At 70.0% G+C, this 20,717-nt stretch carries 17 protein-coding genes; 6 read left to right on the forward strand and 11 right to left on the reverse strand.

Going from position 1 to position 20,717, the window contains the following annotated elements:
- Nucleotides 1–11: 11 nt before the first annotated feature.
- From ELQ40_RS09460 to ELQ40_RS09475, 4 genes are all read right to left on the reverse strand, one after another.
- Complete coding sequence (locus ELQ40_RS09460) at nucleotides 12–2,705, reverse strand: TIM barrel protein (RefSeq protein ID WP_127793465.1); 2,694 nt, start codon at nucleotides 2,703–2,705, stop codon at nucleotides 12–14.
- Between the two features lie 61 nt (nucleotides 2,706–2,766).
- Complete coding sequence (locus tag ELQ40_RS09465) at nucleotides 2,767–4,530, reverse strand: thiamine pyrophosphate-binding protein (protein WP_127793466.1); 1,764 nt, start codon at nucleotides 4,528–4,530, stop codon at nucleotides 2,767–2,769.
- The gene (locus ELQ40_RS09470) at nucleotides 4,527–5,420 is read right to left on the reverse strand and encodes a citryl-CoA lyase (protein ID WP_240665721.1); all 894 of its coding nucleotides are present in this window, start codon (nucleotides 5,418–5,420) and stop codon (nucleotides 4,527–4,529) included. Before ELQ40_RS09470 ends, ELQ40_RS09465 begins: the two co-directional genes overlap by 4 nt.
- Nucleotides 5,417–6,883, reverse strand: a complete 1,467-nt coding sequence (locus tag ELQ40_RS09475; RefSeq protein ID WP_127793467.1) for an aldehyde dehydrogenase family protein — start codon at nucleotides 6,881–6,883, stop codon at nucleotides 5,417–5,419. The genes ELQ40_RS09470 and ELQ40_RS09475 overlap by 4 nt, the downstream gene beginning before the upstream one ends.
- A 227-nt stretch (nucleotides 6,884–7,110) precedes the next feature.
- On the opposite strand from ELQ40_RS09475, the gene ELQ40_RS09480 reads away from it, so the two are divergent.
- The 4 genes from ELQ40_RS09480 to dctP all read left to right on the forward strand — a co-directional run bounded on the left by ELQ40_RS09480 (nucleotide 7,111) and on the right by dctP (nucleotide 13,217).
- The gene (locus ELQ40_RS09480; protein WP_127793468.1) at nucleotides 7,111–9,822 is read left to right on the forward strand and encodes a PQQ-binding-like beta-propeller repeat protein; all 2,712 of its coding nucleotides are present in this window, start codon (nucleotides 7,111–7,113) and stop codon (nucleotides 9,820–9,822) included.
- 219 nt (nucleotides 9,823–10,041) lie between these two features.
- Entirely contained in the window at nucleotides 10,042–10,704 is a 663-nt protein-coding gene (locus ELQ40_RS09485) for a TRAP transporter small permease (protein ID WP_127793469.1), read from the forward strand.
- A gap of 4 nt (nucleotides 10,705–10,708) precedes the next feature.
- On the forward strand, nucleotides 10,709–11,992 hold the full coding sequence (locus tag ELQ40_RS09490) for a TRAP transporter large permease (RefSeq protein WP_127793470.1): 1,284 nt from the start codon (nucleotides 10,709–10,711) through the stop codon (nucleotides 11,990–11,992).
- A gap of 169 nt (nucleotides 11,993–12,161) precedes the next feature.
- The gene (gene dctP / locus ELQ40_RS09495) at nucleotides 12,162–13,217 is read left to right on the forward strand and encodes a TRAP transporter substrate-binding protein DctP (protein WP_164863527.1); all 1,056 of its coding nucleotides are present in this window, start codon (nucleotides 12,162–12,164) and stop codon (nucleotides 13,215–13,217) included.
- A gap of 68 nt (nucleotides 13,218–13,285) precedes the next feature.
- Here the strand turns inward: dctP and ELQ40_RS09500 are convergent, their stop codons facing one another.
- Both ELQ40_RS09500 and ELQ40_RS09505 read right to left on the reverse strand, forming a co-directional pair.
- Nucleotides 13,286–14,050, reverse strand: a complete 765-nt coding sequence (locus ELQ40_RS09500; protein WP_127793472.1) for an IclR family transcriptional regulator — start codon at nucleotides 14,048–14,050, stop codon at nucleotides 13,286–13,288.
- Nucleotides 14,051–14,053: 3 nt separating this feature from the next.
- Complete coding sequence (locus ELQ40_RS09505) at nucleotides 14,054–14,818, reverse strand: IclR family transcriptional regulator (protein WP_164863528.1); 765 nt, start codon at nucleotides 14,816–14,818, stop codon at nucleotides 14,054–14,056.
- A gap of 135 nt (nucleotides 14,819–14,953) precedes the next feature.
- On the opposite strand from ELQ40_RS09505, the gene ELQ40_RS09510 reads away from it, so the two are divergent.
- Together ELQ40_RS09510 and ELQ40_RS09515 are read left to right on the forward strand one after the other, a co-directional pair.
- Nucleotides 14,954–15,856: a shikimate dehydrogenase gene (locus ELQ40_RS09510; RefSeq protein WP_127793474.1), complete on the forward strand. Its 903-nt coding sequence runs from the start codon at nucleotides 14,954–14,956 to the stop codon at nucleotides 15,854–15,856.
- Nucleotides 15,853–16,509, forward strand: a complete 657-nt coding sequence (locus ELQ40_RS09515; protein ID WP_240665723.1) for a TetR/AcrR family transcriptional regulator — start codon at nucleotides 15,853–15,855, stop codon at nucleotides 16,507–16,509. Before ELQ40_RS09510 ends, ELQ40_RS09515 begins: the two co-directional genes overlap by 4 nt.
- Before the next feature lie 23 nt (nucleotides 16,510–16,532).
- Here ELQ40_RS09515 and ELQ40_RS09520 read toward each other — a convergent pair whose 3' ends face one another.
- The 5 genes from ELQ40_RS09520 to ELQ40_RS09540 form a co-directional block, all read right to left on the reverse strand.
- Entirely contained in the window at nucleotides 16,533–17,303 is a 771-nt protein-coding gene (locus ELQ40_RS09520; protein ID WP_127793475.1) for an IclR family transcriptional regulator, read from the reverse strand.
- Between the two features lie 4 nt (nucleotides 17,304–17,307).
- A complete protein-coding gene (locus ELQ40_RS09525) occupies nucleotides 17,308–18,048 on the reverse strand; it encodes an IclR family transcriptional regulator (RefSeq protein WP_164863530.1) in 741 nt (246 codons plus the stop codon).
- Nucleotides 18,049–18,214: 166 nt separating this feature from the next.
- Nucleotides 18,215–18,655 carry a ThuA domain-containing protein gene (locus ELQ40_RS09530; RefSeq protein ID WP_240665725.1) on the reverse strand — a complete coding sequence of 147 codons (441 nt, stop codon included), beginning with the start codon at nucleotides 18,653–18,655 and terminating at the stop codon, nucleotides 18,215–18,217.
- Nucleotides 18,639–19,838 carry an IS30 family transposase gene (locus ELQ40_RS09535; protein ID WP_127792102.1) on the reverse strand — a complete coding sequence of 400 codons (1,200 nt, stop codon included), beginning with the start codon at nucleotides 19,836–19,838 and terminating at the stop codon, nucleotides 18,639–18,641. Before ELQ40_RS09535 ends, ELQ40_RS09530 begins: the two co-directional genes overlap by 17 nt.
- Before the next feature lie 89 nt (nucleotides 19,839–19,927).
- Complete coding sequence (locus ELQ40_RS09540) at nucleotides 19,928–20,713, reverse strand: ThuA domain-containing protein (protein ID WP_205649310.1); 786 nt, start codon at nucleotides 20,711–20,713, stop codon at nucleotides 19,928–19,930.
- Between the last annotated feature and the right edge of the window lie 4 nt (nucleotides 20,714–20,717).

The raw sequence follows: 20,717 nt of genomic DNA on the forward strand, positions 1-20,717 counted from the left end.
CGTCGTTCGAATCACCGCACGCCCTCGACCGCATCGAGATGCTCCCGCGCCGCGGCGATCGCGAGCCGCGCATGCTCCTTCGGGCCCACCTGCGCCACGAGCATCGCGCGCGGGATCTCCAATGCGTACGGAAGCCCAGCCGGAAGCGCCGCGAGGATGCCGAACATGTCCAGCTCCCCCTCGCCGGGGAACAGGCGTTCGAAGCGGGCGGTGTGGATGAGGTCCGCCGTCGAGGCGGGGATGTCGCCGGGGGCATCGCAGACGTGGGCGTAGTGGAACCACTCCGGCGGAAGGGCGCGCAGGTCGGCGAGGCTCGAGCGCGACCTGGCGAAGTGCAGCACGTCGATCAGCAGGCCCGCATTGGGCTGATCGGCTTCGCGCAGCACCCGCGTCGCCTCGGTGAGGTTCGGCGTCTCGGTCCACGACGGGAACTCGAGGTCCATCGTCAGGCCCAGCGGTCGCGCGAGCGCGCACAGCTCGGCGAATCGGTCCGACTTCCGAGCGAAGTCCGCATCGGGCAGCTGCGTGATCACGTGCTTCGCACCGAGCTCGGCTCCGGCCTCGAGGAACCGCAGGAAGTCCCGGGGATCGTCGCCGGACGTCACCCGTGCCAGCTCGATGTCGAGCACCTCGACGCCGGTCGCGGCGAGATGGGTCTTCGTCGCCCGCATCAGCCGCGGGTCGTTGGCGAGCGGATAGTGCGGCTCCTGCGTGGTGACCTTGGTCATCCGGAGGCCCACGTACCGGTAGCCCGCCGCGGCCGCGGCGTCGACGAGTTCCGGCGGGGTCAGGCTCAGCGCGGTCAGGTGCGCGAGCGAGTAGTCGTGGCGCCCCGCGGCCGGCACCTCCGTCGGTGCGCTCGCGAGCATGCGCATCCGCTGTCGGCGATGCGCGGTCATCCGCAGCGGGACGCTCCGCGGATCGCCGAACCCGGCGTAGTCGCCGATGCGCTGGACGACCTCGAAGAAGATGCGCGAGCCCAGCATCTCGGTGAAGAAGTGCAGGAACTCCCCGCGCTCGTCGCGGTCGTACAGGATCGACAGCTCGCGCAGCTCGTCGATGAACCCGGGCGGCAGGTCGAGTCGGGCATCGAGGTCGTCGTAGTAGTTGTCGGGCATGCGGAGGATCGGCGCTCCGCGCGCGCGCATCGCCCTCGCCGCGCCGATCGCATCCCGGGTGGAGAACGCCACGAGTTGCGGGCTCGACACGCCGGGAGCCCAGTCGCCGCGGCGCAGCGGCGACGTACTCAGCGCGACGCGCACGCGCCCGCCCGGGTCGGTCGCCGACCAGCTCCGGATGACCCCGAACGGCGCGGTGGTCTCCGAGGACGGGCCCGGAACGAGCCCGAGCACCGTCCGGAGGAACAGCGCGGACTGGTCGAAGTCGTCGATCGACTCGGTGATCGCGACGTGGTCGATGGCGTCGACCAGGGACGCGCGCACGGACTCCGGCGCGACGCCGTCGTCCGGCGCCGGTTCGGGTGCGCGGAAGTGCAGCGCGATGCCGTCGGGCGTGGCGACAGCGCCGCCGTCGTGCACGTCGCCGACGCGGCGCCGCACGACGTCCGGCGCCATCAGGGCCTCGGCGCGACGCAGCGAGCCCGCGGGATCGCTGCTCTCCACGGCGAGCGAGCAGATCGACGCGCTCGCCGGATCGACCGAGCGCTCGGGGTCGGGGTTGAGCAGGATCCTCGCCGTTCCCTGCTCCCACAGCTCGACGGATCGCGACGCCTGCCGCCCGCTGTTCGCGAACCCGAGCGCGTCGAGGGTGCGGGCGACGATCGGCGCCGAGACCTGGTCGACCGCGAGTTCGGCGTACGCGAACCCCTTGAGCAGCGGGGCCGGCGGGAGTGCGGCTGCGATCGCCCCGAGGGGTCCGTCGACGTCGTCGGCCTCGAGGGTCTCGGCGAGCGCGCGGACGGCGCGCATCGCGTCGGTCGCCGTGTGCCGAGGGTCCTCCTGCTGGTAGACGTCGTTGAAGACCTCGAGCGCGACGGGACCGGCGTAGCCCTCCGCGGCGAGGCGCCGGAGGAACCCGGCCACGTCGAGCACGCCCTGACCGGGGAACACGCGCGAGTGCAGGCTCCACTCGCGGACGTCGAGGTTCAGGCGCGGCGCGTCGGCGAGCTGCACGTGGAACACCCTGCCGACGTCGATCCGTTCGACGGCGGCCACGTCGTTCGAGGCCGACAGCACGTGGAAGCTGTCGAGGCACAGGCCCAGCGCCGGGTGGTCGACACCCGACACCAGCCGCCATGCCTCCTCATGGGTCCGCACGCGCCCCCATGGCACCGCTTCGAACGCCAGCCGGATGCCTCGTGCGCCGGCGCGTTCGGCCAGCGCGTGGAGCTGTCCGGCCGCGAGGTCGTCGTCGTCGACGCCGTCGTCGCTCCTCGACGAGCAACAGACGAGCACGCGCGCACCCAGGTCGTCGAGCACGTCGAACTTCCGCTCGGCGCGGCGGAGGAACCCGGCGAGCCGTTCCGGCGGCACCGGCTCGACGTGGAACGGCTGGTAGACGTCGATCGACAGACCGAGGTCGGCGGCCTCCTGGGCGAGGCGACCCGGCGACCAGGCCGACATGACGAGGTCGTACTCGAGCAGCTCCACGCCGGAGAAGCCGGCGGCCGCGGCCGCGCGGACCTTGTCCTCGAGCGTGCCCGAGAGGCAGACCGTCGAGATGGACATGCCGGATGCGCGGACCATGGTCGATCCCTCCCTCCATTCGCAGCAGCTGGATGCCTGTGCGCCGAACCGAGCGGCGAGCTCACTCGGTGGCGACGTGCTCGACGGTCTCCCCCGGGTTGTAGATGTCGAGGATGTTCCAGTGGCCGGTGGTCGGGGTCGGCACGTTGACCATCGAGACGTCGATCACCACCGGGCGGCCGAGGGCGATCGCGCGTTCGAGTGCCGGCTTGAACTCGGCGGCGGACTCGACCCTGATGCCCGTCACGCCGTACGCCTCGGCGATCGCCGCGAAGTCGGTGTACATCGGATCCGTGTCGGTGCCGAAGACCGTGCCGTACGTCGTGTCGAACGCGGCCTTCTCGAGGCCCGCGATGGTGCCGAACGCGTTGTTGTTCATGACCACCCACACGGCGGCGACCTGCTCTTCCCGCGCCGTCGAGAGCACGGCGGGGTTCTGTCCGAATCCCCCGTCGCCGACCAGCGAGACGACGACGCGGTCGGGGTGCGCCATCTTGGCGCCGACCGCCGCAGGCCCCCCGAACCCCATGGTCGCGAAGCCGCCGGGGGTCAGGAACGTGCCCGGAGTGAGGATGTCGAACTGCTGCCCGACGCCGTTCTTGTTCCAGCCGACGTCGGTCGTGATGATGGCGTCCGCCGGGAGGACCTCGCGCGTCTCGGCGAGGATCCGCTCCGGCCGCATCGGCCACGCGTCCGAGGCTTGGGCGTCGGCGTTCCCACGCTTCCGGGCTGATCGGTCTTCGGCGATCTCCGCCACGAGACCGTCACGTCGGACCCCATCCGGTGCCAGCCGACGGGCGACGCGCAGGAGCGCGGTCAGCGCGGCCTTGAGGTCGGCGATCGCACCGATCTCGAGCGGATAGTTGCGGCCGAGCTCGGCGGGATCGATGTCGACCTGCATGAGCCTGGTCTTCGGGATGTCGAAGGTGTACTCCGGGTACCAGGAGCTCGAGTCCGCCTCCGCGAAGCGGGTTCCGAGCGCGAGGATCCAGTCGGCGGTCCGGGTCGTCCGGTTGGTGAGCGCAGTGCCCCAGAAGCCCGTCATGCCGAGCACGAGCGGGCTGTCGTCGGGCAGTGCGCCCTTGCCCATGAGGCTGTGCGCGACGGGCAGCGACAGCAGGCCGGCGAACTCCGCGAGCTCGGCTGCGGCGTCCGCGCCGACGATGCCGCCGCCGACGTAGAGCACGGGCCGTTCGGCGTCGAGGAGGTTCCGCACGATCCGCTCGGCGACCGCCTCGTCGAGGCCGGGCTTGGCCAGCGACCGCGTGTTCGAGATCACCCGGTCGAACGGTGCGACGTCGACCTCGGCCGAGAAGACGTCCATCGGCACGTCGACGAGCACCGGCCCGGGTCGGCCGCTCTCGGCGAGCGTGAACGCCTTGTCGAGCACCTCCGCGACGAGGTGCGGCTGGTCGACCCGCCACGCGCGCTTCACGAACGGCCGGTAGATCTCGTACTGGGAGGCATCCGAGTGGAGGTTGACCTCCTGGTGCGGGTGCTTGCCGAAATAGTGGCTCGGGATGTCGCCCGCGATGACGACCATCGGGATGGAGTCGAGTGCCGCGTTCGCCACGCCCGTGGTCGCGTTCGTGAGCCCCGGGCCGAGGTGCGTGAGCACGACGCCGGTGCGCCGGCCCGCCCGGGCGTAGCCGTCGGCCGCGTGGGCCGCGATCTGCTCGTGCCGCACGTTCACGAACGCGATCTGCTCGCTCTGCTCGAGCGCGGCGAGCAGTGCGATGTTGGTGTGCCCGCACAGTCCGAAGACGTGCTCGACGTCCCGTGACTCCAGATACCGGACGATCTGGTTCGACACGAGGTCCTTCATGAACTGCTCCTTCGTTCGTCGCGTGCGCCAGGGACCGATCTGCGGGCCGGCCCCGTGTACGTGTATCCGATGGACTTCGGCATCGGCCCCTTGATCCGGCCGCCCTGTGCCATCTGCTCCACCGTGTGGGCGAGGATGCCGACCGAGCGCGCGAGGATGAACACTCCGCGCCCGAGCTCGGGCGTCAGGCCCAGTTCGCAGTAGATGACGGCCGTGACGCCGTCGACGTTCATCGGGATCCGCTTCGGCCTGCCGCGGGCGATCTCGTCCTCGACGGCCCGCCCGATCCGGGCGAAGCGGCCTTCGACGACACCGTCGGCGACCGCGTCGTCCACGAGCGACAGCAGCCGGGGGGTCCGCGGGTCGAGCGGATGCCACCGGTGCCCGAACCCCGGGATGTACCTCACGCCGGCTGCCCGGTGCCGGGCGAGCACGGTCCGCACCGCATCCTCGAGGTCGCCGGGTTCGTCGACCTCGCGGTCGATCTCGAGGTAGAGCTCCATGCACTGCTGGCCGGGGCCGCCGTGGATGTCGTCGAGCACGTTGATCGCCGAGGCCATCGCGCCGTTGACCGGCACGCCGCACGTGGTCGCCATCCGGGCGATCGCGATCGACGGGGCCTGCGGGCCGTGGTCGACGGATGCCACCAGGGCGGCCTCGAACAACGCGGCCTCGGCCGGGGCGGGCAGCTCGCCGCGCACCATCAGCCAGATCGTGTCGACGAATCCCGCGTTGCCGATGAGCTGCTCGATGGGATACCCGCGCAGCGCGATCTCACCCGGCCGCACGTCGATGATGTCGGTCCGCCACCACCGCCGGGCCTCCTCGACGATCGCCGCGTCGTCGCCCGCGGCATCCGGACCGGGGAGGGCTTCCTGCTCGGTGGTCACGACGTCGCGGCCCCGGTCGATGCGGCCCCGGTCGGCGCGACCTGTTCGAGGGCGGCGTCGTAGAACTCGCCGAACAGCTCCTGGTCGGTCGGGCGGTCTTCGGGGATGGTCCGCGAGACCCAGGTCGTGTTGAGGTAGTGGCGAAGCGACACGTTCTCCGAGGTGATGTTGCCGCCCCAGGTGCCGCAGCCCATCGACGAGGTCATCGGCATGCCGTTGGTGAACGCGCCGGCGTTCGCCTTCGAGTTCGGCTGGCGGACCATGATGCGCGACACCGGCATGTGGCGCGCGAAGTAGTCGATGTGCGCGTCATCGGTCGACGCGATGCCGCACGAGTGGCCCTTGCCGCCGATGTCGTAGAGCCGCTTGGCGACCTCGACGCCGTCTTCGAAGCTGCCGTCGTAGGCATGGACCGCCATGAGCGTGGTCAGCTTCTCCTTGCAGAACTGGCGGTCCTCGGCGATGCCGTCGCCCTCGACCAGGATGAACCGGCGATCGTCGGGGATCTCGAACCCGGCCGCTCGCGCGAGCGCCTGCGGCGACACCGCGACGGTGTCGGGCAGGCGGTGCCCCTCGTCGTCCCACATCACGGACCGCAGCGCGTCGCGTTCGTCGGATGTCGCGAGGTGGCCCCCTTCGGCCACCAGCGCGTCGATCATGTCGCGGTACCGGGTCGACGGCACCAGCACGTTGCCGTCGGCCGAGCATCCCGAACCGAAGTCCGACGTCTTCGACAGCATGCAGTTGCGCGCCGTCTCCCGCAGGTCGGCGGTGTCGTCGACGAACTCCGTCGCGTTGCCGGCACCCACGCCGTATGCCGGCGTTCCCGAACTGTAGGCCGCGCGCACCAGGCCCTGTCCCCCGGTCGCGATCACCAGGTCGGCACGGCGCATGATCTCCTGCGACGCCGCGAGGCTCGGCAACGTGATGCACTGCAGGATGTCCGCCGGTGCGCCCTCCGCCTCCAGCGCCTCGCGCATGAGGCGGACGGTCTCCAGGGTCGTGTCCTTCGACCGCGGGTGCGGCGAGAACACGACGACATCGCGGGCCTTGACCGCGTAGATCGCATTGCCGGCCGGGGTGAGGTCGGGGTTCGTCGTCGGCACCACGCAGCCGATCACGCCGACGGGCTTGCCGTACTTGACGAGTCCCCGCTCGAGATCCTCCTCGATGACTCCCACCGACGGGCTGCGGAGCGCGTCACGCAGGACGCCGCGGATCTTCATGCGCTTGTTCATCCGGCTGTCGAAGTCGCCGAGACCCGACTCCTCGATGCCCATGGCGACGAGACGTTCGAACGAGGACCGGTTCGCAACCGCCCACGCGATCGCCCGGATCAGCCGGTCGACCCGCTCCTGGTCGTAGGTCTCGATGATCGCGAGGGCGGCGCGCGCCCGGGCGAACACCTCGTCGAGTTCGTGCTCCTGTTCGGGCGACAGGGACTTGGGTGCAGCAGCGGCCATGACAACTCCGTCCGCCGGCGGTGCGCCGACGTCGGCATGCTAGGCACGCGCCGCGCGCGGCGACAACGCGTGTCCCACTGGGCAGAAAGCGGACGACGGATCGCCTCCCGGCGAGGCGTTTCGCCGGTGTACCACTCGGTGGGTCGAGGCGTTGCCACCCCCGCACGGGGGGTCTAGCGTCCGACCTCGAACGGCATCGGGATCAACGACGATCGAGGAGTCGGAACATGCGGAAACGAACGAAGAGCAGGCTGGCGTCGGCGGGACTGGGGGCACTCGTCGTGTTCGCCCTCGCGGCGTCACCGGCGTACGGAATGGCACCGGCCGAACCCGTGCCGCCGGAAGGCCTGACCGGGCTCGAGCCGACCGGCGCGGACATGCCGACCGTGGGCGGCAACCTCGGCAACCAGCACTACTCGGGCCTCACGCAGATCACCAAGCGCAACGTCGACCGGCTCGGACCCGTGTGGCGGACGCACGTGTCGGCGGTCGCACCGGCGACCGACGACGTCGGCCAGCAGACGACGCCCATCGTCGTCGACGGCATCATCTACCTGGACACCCCGAGCGGCGGCGTCATCGCCGTCGACGGCAGGACGGGTGCGGCCGGCTGGAAGTGGGAGGGCGGGACGCTCGGACTGTCCGGGACCCGCCGCGGCGTCTCGGCGGGCGACGGCAAGATCTTCACCCTCGCCGGCGGCAACAGCGTCGTCGCGCTCGACCAGGCCACCGGCGCCGAGGTCTGGTCGGCACAGCCCACCGGTCCCGCCGGCGAGGACCTCGGGCGAGTCGGGAAGGTCGCGACCGTGTACTCCGACGGCATCGTGTACGCGCACGCCGCCGACGGCGATCGCGGCGCCGTCGTCGCCCTTGACGCGACCGACGGTTCGTACCTGTGGCACTTCTTCGGCGGTCCGAAGCGCGGCGAAAAGTTCACGGGCCTCGACGGCGTGACCTTCGACGCCTCGGAGACCTGGGGACCGGTCCTCCCCGACGGGACCGACTGCTCGGAGGAGGGCGGTGCGACCTCGTGGATGCAGGGCGCGGTCGACCCCGAGCTCGGGCTGTACTACATGACCTTCGGCAACGCCCGCAGCTGCACCAGCTCGCAGGACGGGTCCCTCCGACCCGGTGACAACCTCTTCTCGAGCACGATGGTCGCGGTCGACGCGGCGACGGGCGAGTACCGGTGGCACTACCAGTCGATCCACCACGACGTGTGGGACATGGACAACGTGCATCCGCCCACGCTCGCCGACATCGTGGTCGACGGCCAGGAGCGCAAGGTGGTCTTCTACGGCAGCAAGTCCGGACATCAGTTCGTGCTCGACCGCACGAACGGGGAGCCGGTACTGCCGGTCGTCGAGAAGCCGATGATCACCGACTCGCGCCAGAGCCACTCGGCGACCCAGCCGTTCCCGGCCGAGCGCCTCCTCCCCGAATGCCTGGTGTGGGAGCAGCTGGGGACCGAGAATATCCCGGGCGATCCCTGGCGCGCGGTGCCGAACTACAACGGCTACCAGCCCGACGCCGAGGGCAACCTCGTGTTCAACCCGGACAGTTACGTCGCGGCAGACGAGCCGTTCCTGACCTACCCGGAGGGCTCGTCGGGTCACCGCGAGGGATGCATGTACGACCCGCAGTGGGACCTGCCGATCCTCTCCACGACGAGCCAGAACGGCGGTGGAGACTGGTCGAACCATTCGTACAGCCACCTGACGAACCTCGTGTACTTCCCCTACGGCACCAACCCGGTCGCGCACTGGAACGGCGCCGCGGCCAACGGGCAGCGCGCGATCGGGCAGTACCAGACGGGCGGCATCCTGGCCTACGACGCGTCGACCGGTCAGGTGAAGTGGCGGAACCACCTCGGGACGGACATGTCGCACGGCCAGGGTCCGCTGACGACCGCATCCGACCTGCTCTTCGCCGGACAGATCGACGGCCGGCTGATGGCGATGGACTCGTCCGACGGCGACGTGCTGTGGGAGTTCCAGACCGGATCGGGTATCGCCTCCGCGCCGGTCACGTACGAGATCGACGGCGAGCAGTACCTCGCGGTGTTCGCGGCGGGTTCGACGAACCCCTACGGCGGTTCGGTGACCCAGGGCGATTCGCTGTGGGCCTTCAAGCTCGGCGGGGACTACACCACCGAGTCCGGCAGCCCGGAGGGGCCGGACCCGGCGCCGCTTTCGATCCGGCGTCCGGTGAGCGGCGCAGCCGTCGCGGGCGAGACGGTGGGCAATACCGTGCTGCTCGCGCGGTCCAGTCGCACCGCCGACACCGCGGCGGCGAGGGATGCCACGGCCCAGGCCGCGATGCAGCCCACGCACCTCCGGGTCCCCGTCGGCACGACCGTCACGTTCCTCAACCCGGGCGCCGAGACCTTCCCGAACTTCCCCAACCAGTTGGAGCACTGCGCGACGCAGTTCTTCGAGGGCGAGTTCAACGCGAGGCTGCAACCGGGCGAGAGCTACCAGCACACCTTCGACCGCGCCGGCGAGTACTTCTTCAACGACTGCACCGATCCGCGGCCGACGGGCAAGATCGAAGTGGTCCTGACGCCGCAGGACGTGCCCGGGGCTCTGAAGTTCCCGCTGAACCGCATCGACGTTCGCGACCATGGCGGGCTGCTGGGCAAGCTGAACCAGAAGGTGACCGTGACGTTCGACCTGCCGAAGGGGTACGAGTACGACGGGAGGGCGCAACTGCTCACTCCGCTGTCCTCGAATCCCGTCGAGGCGACGAGCGTGCACACGACCGGGAAGTGGCTGAACCGGCTGACGAAGCGCACCTGGCTCGTCGTCCAGTTCGACCGGGCCGCCCTGGATCACAACGTGCCGACCGGGCAGGCCGCGCTGACCTTCGAGGTCGACGTGCTCCACGAGGGCGTGCAGAAGCGGTTGAGCTCGACCGCGACGGTGGACGTGCGCAAGTAGCGACCCGATCCCCCTCGCACGGCAGGCGGGCGGCCCGACACGTCGGGTCGCCCGCCTGCCCTGCGTCGCGCGTGGGCATAATGTCCCATTCGGCGAGACTCGCCTTCCGGTGATCCGCGTGACGCCGGAGAGTCTCAGGAGCAGCCGCATGCGCGCGCGACGGTGCGCGGGATCAACAGAGAGGTTGGCAATGCAGCATCACAGCACGGCGGTGACGCCATGACCGACAGGGAGCCCGGGTCCGGACCCGACCCCGATGACCGCCCGTCGGAGGAACCCGAGCCTCTGACGAGGAAGGCGTCGGAGGCCGCCCTGGGCGAGTCGATCTTCCCGCACACGGACACGTTCTACGCCGGACCCGAGCTGAACAAGGGCGTGCCGGCCGACCCGCGGTTCATCCGCGTGCTGTCCGCGATCGAGATCGTCATCGGCGTCACGCTCTTCGCCCTGATCGTCTTCGGCGTGATGTACCAGGTGCTCGGCCGGTACTTCCCCTCGGTCGCCTGGGTCGGAGCCGGCGAGATCGCGCTCCTGTCGATGATCGCGATGACGTTCATCACCACCGGATACCTCGTGGGTCGCAACGGGCACATCGTGCTCGAGATCTTCGACGGGCTGCTCGAGGGGACGAAGCTCTTCGTCGCCCTGCGGGTCACGTCCGCCGTCATCATGGTCGTCACGAGCCTCGCCCTCGCGTACGAGGCGTTCGTGAAGATCGAGCTCGAGTGGGGCCGGCTGAGCGCGGCGATGCACGTGCCCTACGGCATGCTCTACGTCTTCGCGCTGATCGGCTTCGTCTCCGCCGCGATCCACTCGACCATCAAGATCCCGTTCGCGAACCGCCCCGAGCGCAAGCTCGACATCGGCGAGATGGAAGGCTGACCCGTTGGACCTCTGGCTCTACATCCTGCTCTTCGTCGTCTTCCTCCTCCTGCGGGTCCCCGTGGCGTTCGCGATGATCGCGGCCAGCCTGCTGTACTTCTACAGCAACGGCCTGTCGGCCGGCTACGCGATCACCTCGGTCGTCAACGGCATCAACAGCTTCCCCCTGCTCGCCGTGCCGCTGTTCATCTTCGTCGGCACGGTCGCCAACCACCTCGGCATCGCCACGAGGCTCTACGACCTCGCCCGGGCACTGCTGCCGAGGCTGCCGGGCAGTCTTGCGTACGTGAACCTGGGCACCGCGATCGGCTTCTCGTGGATCAGCGGCTCGGCGCTCGCCGACGCGGCGTCGACGAGCAAGGTGCAGGTGCCCCAGATGCTCAAGGCGGGGTATCCGTACGGCTTCTCGGCAGGGCTCACGGCCTCGGGTTCGCTCATGAGCACCGTGATGCCCCCGAGCATCCCCGCGGTGCTGTTCGCCGCGACGGCGTCCATCTCGACCGGTGCCCTGTTCGCGGCGTCCATCGTGCCGGCGATGCTGATGGCGCTGGGGCTCGCGGCGTACATCTTCTTCTGGGTGCGGCGACACCCCGAGATCGCAGGCGGCAAGCCGTTCGTGGGTTCCCTGCTCGGCAAGGCGGCGGTGCGCGTCATCGGCCCCGCCCTGCTGCCGGTGATCATCCTCGGCGGCATCTTCAGCGGGTGGTTCACGCCGACCGAGAGCGCCGGCATCGCGGCGGTCTACATGCTCGTCCTCGGTGGGATCTACCGGACGCTCACCTGGCGGGTCTTCTGGAAGTCGGCCAAGGAGACCGTCGTCATCTCGGGCGGGATCCTGCTCATCCTCGGGGCCTCGAACCTGATGGGGCAGGTGCTCGCCCGCGAGCAGGTCTCGCGTTCCCTCGGTGAGTGGCTCACCGGGCTGACCGACAACCCGATCCTCTTCCTGCTGATGCTCAACGTCCTGCTGATCCTGCTCGGCATCCCGCTCGAGGCTCCGCCGGTGATCCTCGTCCTCGTGCCGATCCTGATGCCGATCGTGACCCAGTTCGGCATCGACCCGGTGCAGCTCGGCGTGATCATGATCCTCAACCTGATGATCGGATCGCTGACGCCACCGGTCGGCGCCGTCCTCTTCGTCGTCGGCTCGATCACCCGAAGGCCGATGGGCGAGCTCTTCCGCGGCATCCTGCCGTTCCTGATCCCGCTCGGCGCCGTGCTGCTGCTCATCACGCTCTTCCCCGCGATCGTGACGAGCCTGCCCACGCTGCTCGGCCTGATGGGCTGACGGCGAGATGGCCTCGGAGCGAAGCGAACCGGATGTTCCATTCGACGGGACGCCGCTGTCCGCCCCACCGGAACTCGGTCAGAGTCGGCAGTGCCGGGATTTCCTGACCGGCCGTCGAATGTCACGCCAGAGGCGCACGAGGACGTGCGCACAACCAGAGGAGAGTCCCATGGGCACAGCCCGCTCGACGCGCCGCGGTCGAATCGCCGCGTCGGTGCTCGCAGCATCCACCCTCGTTCTCGCAGCCTGCTCCGGCGGCGGGACGCCGGAGGAGACCGGCGACGCCGGCGCCGCCGAGAACTCGCCGGTGACCCTCACCGTCGCGACCAGCCAGAACGAGGAGACCCCGAACTACTTCTGCGGCGTCGAGCTGCTCAAGGAACGGCTCGAGGGCGCCGACGTCGGATTCACCGTCGACCTCTACCCCGCGAGCCAACTCGGACCCGACGCGGACCGCTTCCCCCAGGTGCAGGCCGGCGACATCGACATCGACCTGCAGGGCGCCTCGGCCCTGAGCGCCACCTATGAGCCCATCGGCGTGGTCGACGCGGCGTACGCGTTCAACGACGTCGACCACGCGTTCCAGTGGATCGACGAGAGCTCCGAGGACCTCTTCACCGGCTTCCACGAGGCGACCGGCGTGAACATCGTCGACGGATGGTTCTTCGGCAACCGCACCTTCACGACGAAGGACGTCGAGGTGACGAGCCCCGACGACCTCGCCGGCGTGCCCATCCGGTTCCCGAACTCGCCGATCTTCCTCGCGAACGCGGAGGCGCTCGGTGTCACGAACCCGGTCTCGGTCGCGGTGGAGGAGGTCTACACGGCGCTGCAGCAGGGCATCGCGGTCGGCCAGGAGAACCCGATCGTCGCCACCCGCTCGTCGAGCTACGACGAAGTGCTCAACACGGCGATCCTCAACGACCACCAGGTCGGCATCCACTGGATCATCGTGAGCGACGCGACCTACGAGAAGATGAACGAGGAGCAGACCGCGCTGCTCGAGGAGACGATCCACGAGATCCGCCCCGAGAACCGCGACTGCGTCGACGAGTCGACGGAGGAGATCCTCGACGAGTACCGCGCGAACGACGCGTTCACCGTGGTCGAGCAGGACGACATCGACATGGATGCGTTCATCAGCAAGGCCGAGGAGTTCTTCCAGGGCTACTTCACCGGTGAGAACCTGGAGGCCTACCAGGCCATCCGCGACACGGCGGAGTGAGGCGTCACCCGCGAGCCGCGGGTGGTGAACAGGAGCGTGGCGGGTCCCACCCGCCACGCTCCTTCGCGTCAGTCGCCCGGGTTCGCGGCGAGGCGGCGGCCCAGCGCGGACGCCGCCGCGCGGACGGCGGGCGCGACGCGCTCGGGCGCCAGCACCCCCTCGGGTCCGGCGACCGCGACGGCGGCGATCGCTGCGCCGCCCGGCGCCAGGATCGGACTGGCCGCGCAGGCACGGTCGTCGGCGCACTCGCCGAGCTCGGTCGCGACGCCGAGCCGCCGGACCTCCGCCAGCTGGCGCCGGAGCAGGTCGGGATCGCGGATGGTGCGATCGGTGCGGCCCGGCAGGCCACCGGCGAGCACCGGGTCGAGGTCATCGCGCGGCAGGTACGCCAGCATCGCCTTGCCGGTCGCGGTGGCGTGCGCCGGCAGCCGGCCGCCGATCCGGAGCAGCGGCGATCCGGTGGATTCCCCGCGCACCATCGCGATGCACACGACATCGGCGCCATCGAGCACGCTCAGGCTCACGGAGTGCCCGGTGGCGTCGCGCAGCTCGGTCATCACCGGCATCGCGATGCGCCGCAGCATCCGCGGCCGTTCGACGGTCTGGGCGAACTCGAACAGGCGCAGGCCGAGGAAGAGCCGATCGCCGTCGCGCTCGAGGAACCGCTGCGCGACGAGGTCGGCGGCGAGCCGCGAGACCGTGGACTTGGGCAGGTGCGCCCGGCGGGCCAGCTCCGACACCCCGAGGCCCTCGTCCTCGTCGCCGAACGCGTCGAAGACCGCCGTGATCCGGTCCAGCACGCTGACGGTGGCCGTCCAGTCCGCGGTGCGCATCGGCTACGCAGCCGCCACTCGCCGGCTGACGCTCGTGCCCGCGGCGCGCACGATCGGAGCGATCCGGTCCGGATCCATCCCACCGCTCGGGCCGGCGATCGAGATCGCGCCGACGACGGACCTGCCGGAGCCGAACACGGGACTCGCCACCGCGAGGATCCCCGGGTAGGAGACCTCAAGGTCGGTCGCGAGGGTCGACGACCGCACCTGGGCGAGCTCGTCGCGGAAGTGCCTCGCGTCGTCGTCGACGAGCGAGGCGGTGACGCGGTCGACGACCCGCTGGTCGGCGCAGAAGGCGAGATACGCCTTGCCGCTGGCGGTCGTCAGTGCGGGCGAGTGCATGCCGGCGCTCGTCGGCAGCATCGGCAGCCTGCCCGGCAGCGCGGCGATCGAGACCATGTCGGTGCCCTGCTGGACCCAGAGTCCCACCCGCTCGCCCGTCGCCTCGCGAAGTCGCCGGATCACCGGTGCTGCCGCGGCGAGGAGTCGGCGCGGTCGGCTCGCCCTGGCGCCCAGTTCGAACAGCCGCAGGCCGAGCTCGACGCCGGCGCCGCCTCCGACCCGTGCGAGGTACCGCTGGTCGGCCAGGTCGGCGACGAGTCGGGACGTCGTGGACTTCGGCAGCCCGACGCGTGCGGCGATGTCGGTGATCGTGGCCGGGCCGTCGCTCTCGCGGACCGCCTCGAGGATCGCGATGATGCGGTCGAGCACCGAGACCGGCGACGCCGTCGGATCGGGGGCGGTGTTCCATTCGGTGGGACTCGTCATCGAGCGACCCCTTCCAGCGGCTTGAATCATCGTCGATCGCGCTTTCGATTACGAACGTACTAGTTCGTACACTGGCGTGCAATGCTTGTCGAGGACTCACGTGGCCCCACAGAGCGGTGGGCGGGAAGGGCATCCATGCGCACATCGCCTCGCCCCCGATACCTCGTCGGGCTCGTCGGCGACGGCATCAGCGCGTCGCTGACGCCGGCGATGCACGAGGTCGAGGCGGCCGCGCTCGGCCTCGACTACGAGTACCGGGTCCACGACCTGATCGAACTCGGACGTCCTCCGAGCGACATCGGCGCCATCCTCCAGGAGGCTCGAGCGAGCGGGTACGCGGCGATGAACATCACCCACCCGTGCAAGCAGCTCGTGGTCGACCTCGTCGACGTCCTCGAGCCGGACGCCGAGCGCCTGGGTGCCGTCAACCTCGTCGTCTTCGAACCCGATCGGACCGTCGGACACAACACGGACTGGATGGGGTTCCGCGACGGGCTCGAAACGGGCCTCCCCGGAGCGTCCCTCCGACGCGTGGTGCAGATCGGATGCGGCGGCGCGGGCGCCGCGACCGCGTACGCCCTGCTCGCGGGCGGCACCGCACACCTCGATCTCCACGACCAGGACGGCGATCGCGCAGAACGCCTCATGACGCGGATGCGCACGCTCTACCCGTCGCACGAGATCGCCGCGATCGACCTCGCCGAGCTCCCCGACTCGATCGCACGCGCGAGCGGAGTGGTGCACGCCACGCCGATGGGGATGAGCCACCACCCCGGCACCGCGTTCGACCTCGACCGCCTCGCGGCGAACGCGTGGGTCGCCGACGTCGTGTACCGACCGCTCGAGACCGAACTCCTCGGCCGCGCGACCGCGCTCGGGCATCCGGTGCTCGACGGTGGACGGATGGCGGTCGGCCAGGCATGCGCTAGTCTCCGGATCATCACGGGCGTCGCACCCGACCGCGACCGGATGGAGCGGCACTTCCGCGCGCTGATCCGCGCCGAAGGGCGACCCGACGCCGGAGGGAGCGCGGAGTGACCGATCGCATCGACGACGTGCACGCGGGCACCACCGAGCGGGCGAGCCGGACGCAGCGCGACATCCTCGAGGTCGCGATCGCCGAGTTCGCGGCGAACGGCTACGCCGGCGCCAGGGTGGACGAGATCGCCGCGCGCACCCGAACCACGAAGCGCATGATCTACTACTACTTCGGCTCGAAGGAAGGCCTCTACCTCGCGGTCCTCGAGCGCGCCTACGCGCAGATCCGCCTGGTCGAACGCGGCATCCGCATCGACTCGCTCAGCCCGACCGAGGCGCTCAGGAGACTCGCGGAGGCCACCTACGTGCACCACACGACGCATCCGGAGTTCATCCAGCTCGTGAGCATCGAGAACATCCACCGGGCCGAGCACCTGCGCCGCTCCGAGACCGTGATGCGCGAGAACGTCACCGCGATCACGCTCCTCGAAGAGGTCATCGACCGCGGCGTCGAGGAGGGCGCCTTCCGCGACGACGTCGACGCGCTCGACGTGCACATGGTGATCAGCGCCTACGCGTGCTTCCACGTCGCGAACCGCCACACCTTCCAGGCCATCTTCGACCGCGACATGCTCGCTCCCGAACTGCAGGACTCGCATCGCCGCCTCATCGGCGACATGGTCGTCGCCACGATGACCGGCTCGCGCGGGTAGCGACGGCGGCCGCACCCGACGACTCAGGTGTCGCCTGAGGGCGCCTCCTCGAGCCGCCGTGTCAAGGCCCCCGCAGCCGCATGAACGACCGGCGCGAACAGCTCCGCGTCGAACACCGTCGACGTGTTCGACACCGACAGCGCGCCCACCACGTCGCCGGAGCGGTCGAACAGCCCGTGCGCGACGCACGAGACGCCGGCGAGGTACTCCCCCGCGTCCAGGGCCGGAGCGCCGCGGCCGATCCGGTCGAGCTCGACCCGCAACGCCGTCGGATCGGTGAGCGTCCGCTCCGTCCACGCCGGCAGCGGAGCCGAGAGGATCTCCTCGACGAACGCGGCCCGCGAATGCGCGAGCACCGCCTTGCCGAGCGCCGTGGCGTGCATCGGGAGGAAGGCACCGGTGTGCGCGATCACCGGTGCGGGCGCCTGGCCGCGCATCACCGCGATGCAGACCAGCTCGCGTTCGTCGCGGATCGCGACGTTGACGGTTCCGCCCGTGGTGTTGCGCAGGTTCGCCATGATCGGCAGCGCCGCACTCCGAAGCCGTCGCGGCTGCTCGGCGAGGTGGCCGAGCTCGAACAACCGCAGGCCGAGATGCAGCAGCCTGCCGTCCCGCTCGAGGTAGTTCCTGCGGACGAGGATCGCGACCAGCCGCGACACCGTCGACTTCGGCAGGCCCGCGCGCAGCGCGAGCTCCGAGATCCCCAGTCCGCGGTCGTCGGACTCGAAGGCCTCGAGCAGTGCCGTGAGGCGGTCGAGCACGCCGATCGCGTCGTCGCCGTCTGCCTCGGCCACCGGGTCAGGCCACCCGGAGCGCCAGCCGGTGCGTGAGCGCGAGTGCCGCGTGGCGGACCAGGGGCATCATCCGATCGGCGTCCATGTCGGTCTCCGGTCCGGCGACCGAGATCGCCGCCACCGGCTGGCGCTGCGCGGAGAGCACCGGGCTCGCGATCGCCATCACCCCGCGGAAGGTCTCGCACCGATCGACCGCGAGACCTTCGCCGCGGACGCGCACGAACTCCCGCTCGAGGCTTCGCCGGCGGTCGGGGTCGAGCCCGCCCAGCACGCGCCCGACGACCACCTCGTCCGACGTGAACGCGAGCACCGCCTTGCCGAGCGCGGTCGTCGCCGACGGGACCCGCACGCCCGCCCGGGACGGGCACGGCCTGAGCCGGCCCTGCACCGAGACGACCGAGAGCATGTCGCGGCCGTCCTGCACGGCGACGTTCAGGTGCTCGCCGGTCGCGTGGTACAGCTCGGCGAGCACCGGCAGGGCCGCGATGCCGAGACGACGGGGGGTGCTCGCGCGCGACCCCAGCTCGAACAGCCGCAGGCCGATCACCACGCCGTCGGCGCTCCGGGCGAGGTAGCGCTGTCGGACGAGGTCGCCGACGATCCGGGAGACCGTGGACTTCGGGATCCCCGTCGTCCGCGCGAGCTCGCTGACCGTGGTCGAGCCGTGCGCCTCGCGTGCGGCGTCGAGGACGGCGAGGATCCGGTCGAGGACCGAGACCGGCTCGGCAGTGAGAGCGGACCGCATATGCGCAGTATCGGTCGGGCTCGCGAGTACGGCAACCGAACCTCCGTGGGAGCCGGTGGATGTCCCACTGGACGGAACTTCCGGACACGGAAGGGGCCCGGGCCTCGCCGGTCGACGAGGCCCGGGCCCACGTGGCGGGAGCCGGGGAGGAGCTCCCGCGCGGGTGTCAGGCCGCGCAGAAGGGCTTGATGCCCATCGCGCTCTCGAGGCCCTCCATGACGTGCTGCTTGAACAGGTCGTCGCCGGCCAGGGGTGCATCGGTCCACGCCGCGATGTCGTGACCGAGGGTCGTGAGCCACGCCCGTCCGCCGTCGTAGTACTGGCACCAGCTCACGGGATGCGACTCGCCGTGGCCTGCCGGCGTCGCCTGGCTGGTCGCCTGGTCGACCTCGAGCAGCACGTTGACGTAGCTGGGGTACGGCGCGAGATTGTACCACTCGTCCTTGAACGCCCAGGTCCTGGGCATGAACGAGGTCGAGGCGTCCTTGCGGTTGATCCGCTCCACGGTTCCGTCGCGGTTCGGCCCGTGGTTGTAGAAGTTGGCTCCGCCGAGGAGACCCTCGTAGTACGGCCAGCTGTATTCCCTGAGTTCAACCGGTCGTTGCAACACCGGACTGTTGGAGTGAGCGTAGCTGCTCCTCGAACACCTCCGCGGGAGTCTTCCAGTCGAGACTCTTGCGTGGCCGGTTGTTGAGCGTGAGCGCGACAGCCTCGAGGTCTTCGGCACTCCAGCGCGATAGATCGGTCCCCTTCGGGAAGTACTGACGTAGCAGCCCGTTCGTGTTCTCGTTCGTCGGGCGCTGCCAGGGCGAGTGCGGGTCCGCGAAAAACACCTTCGTGCCGGTCTCGAGCGCGAACTGCGCATGTCCGGAGAGTTCTTTGCCGCGGTCCCAGGTGATCGTCTTTCGGAGCTGCTCGGGAAGCTTCGTCATCGACGTCGTCAATGCGGCGTTCATCGCCATCGCGCCGTAGCCGCCCAGCGCCGGACCGTTCTTCACCGGTGGTATCTCGCCCCAACCCTCAAGCCGAGGCAGATGCACGAGCAACGTCGAGCGGCTCCTGCGTTCGACGATCGTGCCGATCGCGGATCGGCCGGTGCCGATGATCAGGTCACCTTCCCAATGGCCGGGAACCGCGCGGTCCGCGGCCTCAGCAGGGCGCTCTGAGAACACCACATCCTCGGTGACATGCCCCTGCGGTCGGTTGCGTGCTCGCGCTCGTGGTTGCCGGAGTGCACGGCCGGTCCGCAGGCAGGCGACGAGCTCGCGTTTGAGCGCGCCACGGCCTTGGATGAAGAGCGACTGGTAGATCGCCTCGTGGCTGATGCGCATGGACTCATCATCCGGGAAGTCGACCTGCAGCCGGTGCGAGATCTGCTCCGGACTCCACGCCAGCGTCCACCGCCGGTCCTGCCGGTGCGGCTTGTTCAGTCCTTTCCATGCCGGCGGTTCCGGCCCCACGACGATCGTGCCGTCTGATCGTCGGACGTGCCCGGACAGACGCTCCTGCACGTATTCGCGCAATCTGTCGTTGGTGACGAGCTTTCCGGCCTTCGGGCGCTTCGCGGCCTGCTGAGCCTTCCACTGCGCGACCAACGCCCGGTACTCCTGCTTCCCGCTCCGTGTGGCCGCGTTGCGACGCAGCTCGCGAGAGATCGTGCCGGGATCGCGCCCGATCTTGCGCGCGATCTCACGAACTCCAACCTGCCTGGCACGAAGCAGCGCGATCTCCTCACGCTCCTCGAAGGTCAGGTAGCGCCCGGACGGCTCGGCCAATGAGATCGGCGGCATGCCCCCAGCGTGGCGAAACCATCGGGACCCGACCGGCACGGACACGCCCACCTTCAACGCCGCTTCGGCCGAAGTGATGCCCGTCGCGATCAACTTCCAGAACTGCCGCTGCACCGCCCGCGAGGGCTCTGGCCGACCGGGTGAGCGCATCGGAGGTCGTAGCGCTCGATCCGCACGCCACTGCCGACGCGCCCCTTCAGGAACGTCACTCGTCTTCGCGAACCAATCCTTCGTCGCCACTGCTGAACACCTCCACGATCAAGGTGTTGCGACGACCAGTTGAATCCACCTTCGGCGCCGAACGCGTTGTGGATCCCGACGAAGCCGCCGCCGCCGCGCACGTACTGCATGAGCGTGGTCTGCGCGGTGTCGTCGAGCGTGTCGCGGTTCGAGCTCAGGAAGACGACCGCCTGGTAGTTGTTCAGCCGGAACTGCGACAGGTCCTCCGTGTAGTCGGCGGCGATGCCCCGCTCAGCGGCCCACGCGATCATCGCGGCCTGGGCGACGTTGTCGGCGTTCAGCGGCGGGTTCAGGCCGGCCGCGAGCGGTGTGCCGAGGTGCGCGTGGCGAGGGCCCGCGGTGCGGCTCCAGATGAGGATCCGCTTCTGTTCGCCTTCGACCCAGCCGTTCCCGTAGTCGTTGTAGCACTCGGGGTCGACACCGCGGCACACGCCGTAGTCCTTGATCTCGTCGAGGTAGATCGACTCCGCCGTCACCGAGTGCCGGCCGCCGTCCCGATCGCCGCCACGGCCGTCTCGCCAGTTGCCGTCCCCCCAGTCGCCGTGGCCGCCCATGGCGGTTCCGCCGAGCGCGATCCCGGCACCGAGCGCCGCCGCCGCGACCAGGCCGGCCGCGGAGCGTATGCGTGACTTCATGTGA

This window comes from Agromyces sp. LHK192 (assembly GCF_004006235.1).
Classification (GTDB): Bacteria; Actinomycetota; Actinomycetes; order Actinomycetales; family Microbacteriaceae; genus Agromyces.

Excerpts from the sequence above, each read along its gene's own strand:
- dctP (WP_164863527.1), top strand. The coding sequence starts at position 12,162 with ATGGGCACAGCCCGCTCGACGCGCCGCGGTCGAATCGCCGCGTCGGTG.
- ELQ40_RS09460 (WP_127793465.1), bottom strand. The coding sequence starts at position 2,705 with ATGGTCCGCGCATCCGGCATGTCCATCTCGACGGTCTGCCTCTCGGGC.
- ELQ40_RS09475 (WP_127793467.1), bottom strand. The coding sequence starts at position 6,883 with ATGGCCGCTGCTGCACCCAAGTCCCTGTCGCCCGAACAGGAGCACGAA.
- ELQ40_RS09485 (WP_127793469.1), top strand. The coding sequence starts at position 10,042 with ATGACCGACAGGGAGCCCGGGTCCGGACCCGACCCCGATGACCGCCCG.
- ELQ40_RS09535 (WP_127792102.1), bottom strand. The coding sequence starts at position 19,838 with ATGCCGCCGATCTCATTGGCCGAGCCGTCCGGGCGCTACCTGACCTTC.
- ELQ40_RS09540 (WP_205649310.1), bottom strand. The coding sequence starts at position 20,713 with ATGAAGTCACGCATACGCTCCGCGGCCGGCCTGGTCGCGGCGGCGGCG.
- ELQ40_RS09525 (WP_164863530.1), bottom strand. The coding sequence starts at position 18,048 with ATGCGGTCCGCTCTCACTGCCGAGCCGGTCTCGGTCCTCGACCGGATC.
- ELQ40_RS09500 (WP_127793472.1), bottom strand. The coding sequence starts at position 14,050 with ATGCGCACCGCGGACTGGACGGCCACCGTCAGCGTGCTGGACCGGATC.
- ELQ40_RS09505 (WP_164863528.1), bottom strand. The coding sequence starts at position 14,818 with ATGACGAGTCCCACCGAATGGAACACCGCCCCCGATCCGACGGCGTCG.
- ELQ40_RS09510 (WP_127793474.1), top strand. The coding sequence starts at position 14,954 with ATGCGCACATCGCCTCGCCCCCGATACCTCGTCGGGCTCGTCGGCGAC.
- ELQ40_RS09465 (WP_127793466.1), bottom strand. The coding sequence starts at position 4,530 with ATGAAGGACCTCGTGTCGAACCAGATCGTCCGGTATCTGGAGTCACGG.
- ELQ40_RS09480 (WP_127793468.1), top strand. The coding sequence starts at position 7,111 with ATGCGGAAACGAACGAAGAGCAGGCTGGCGTCGGCGGGACTGGGGGCA.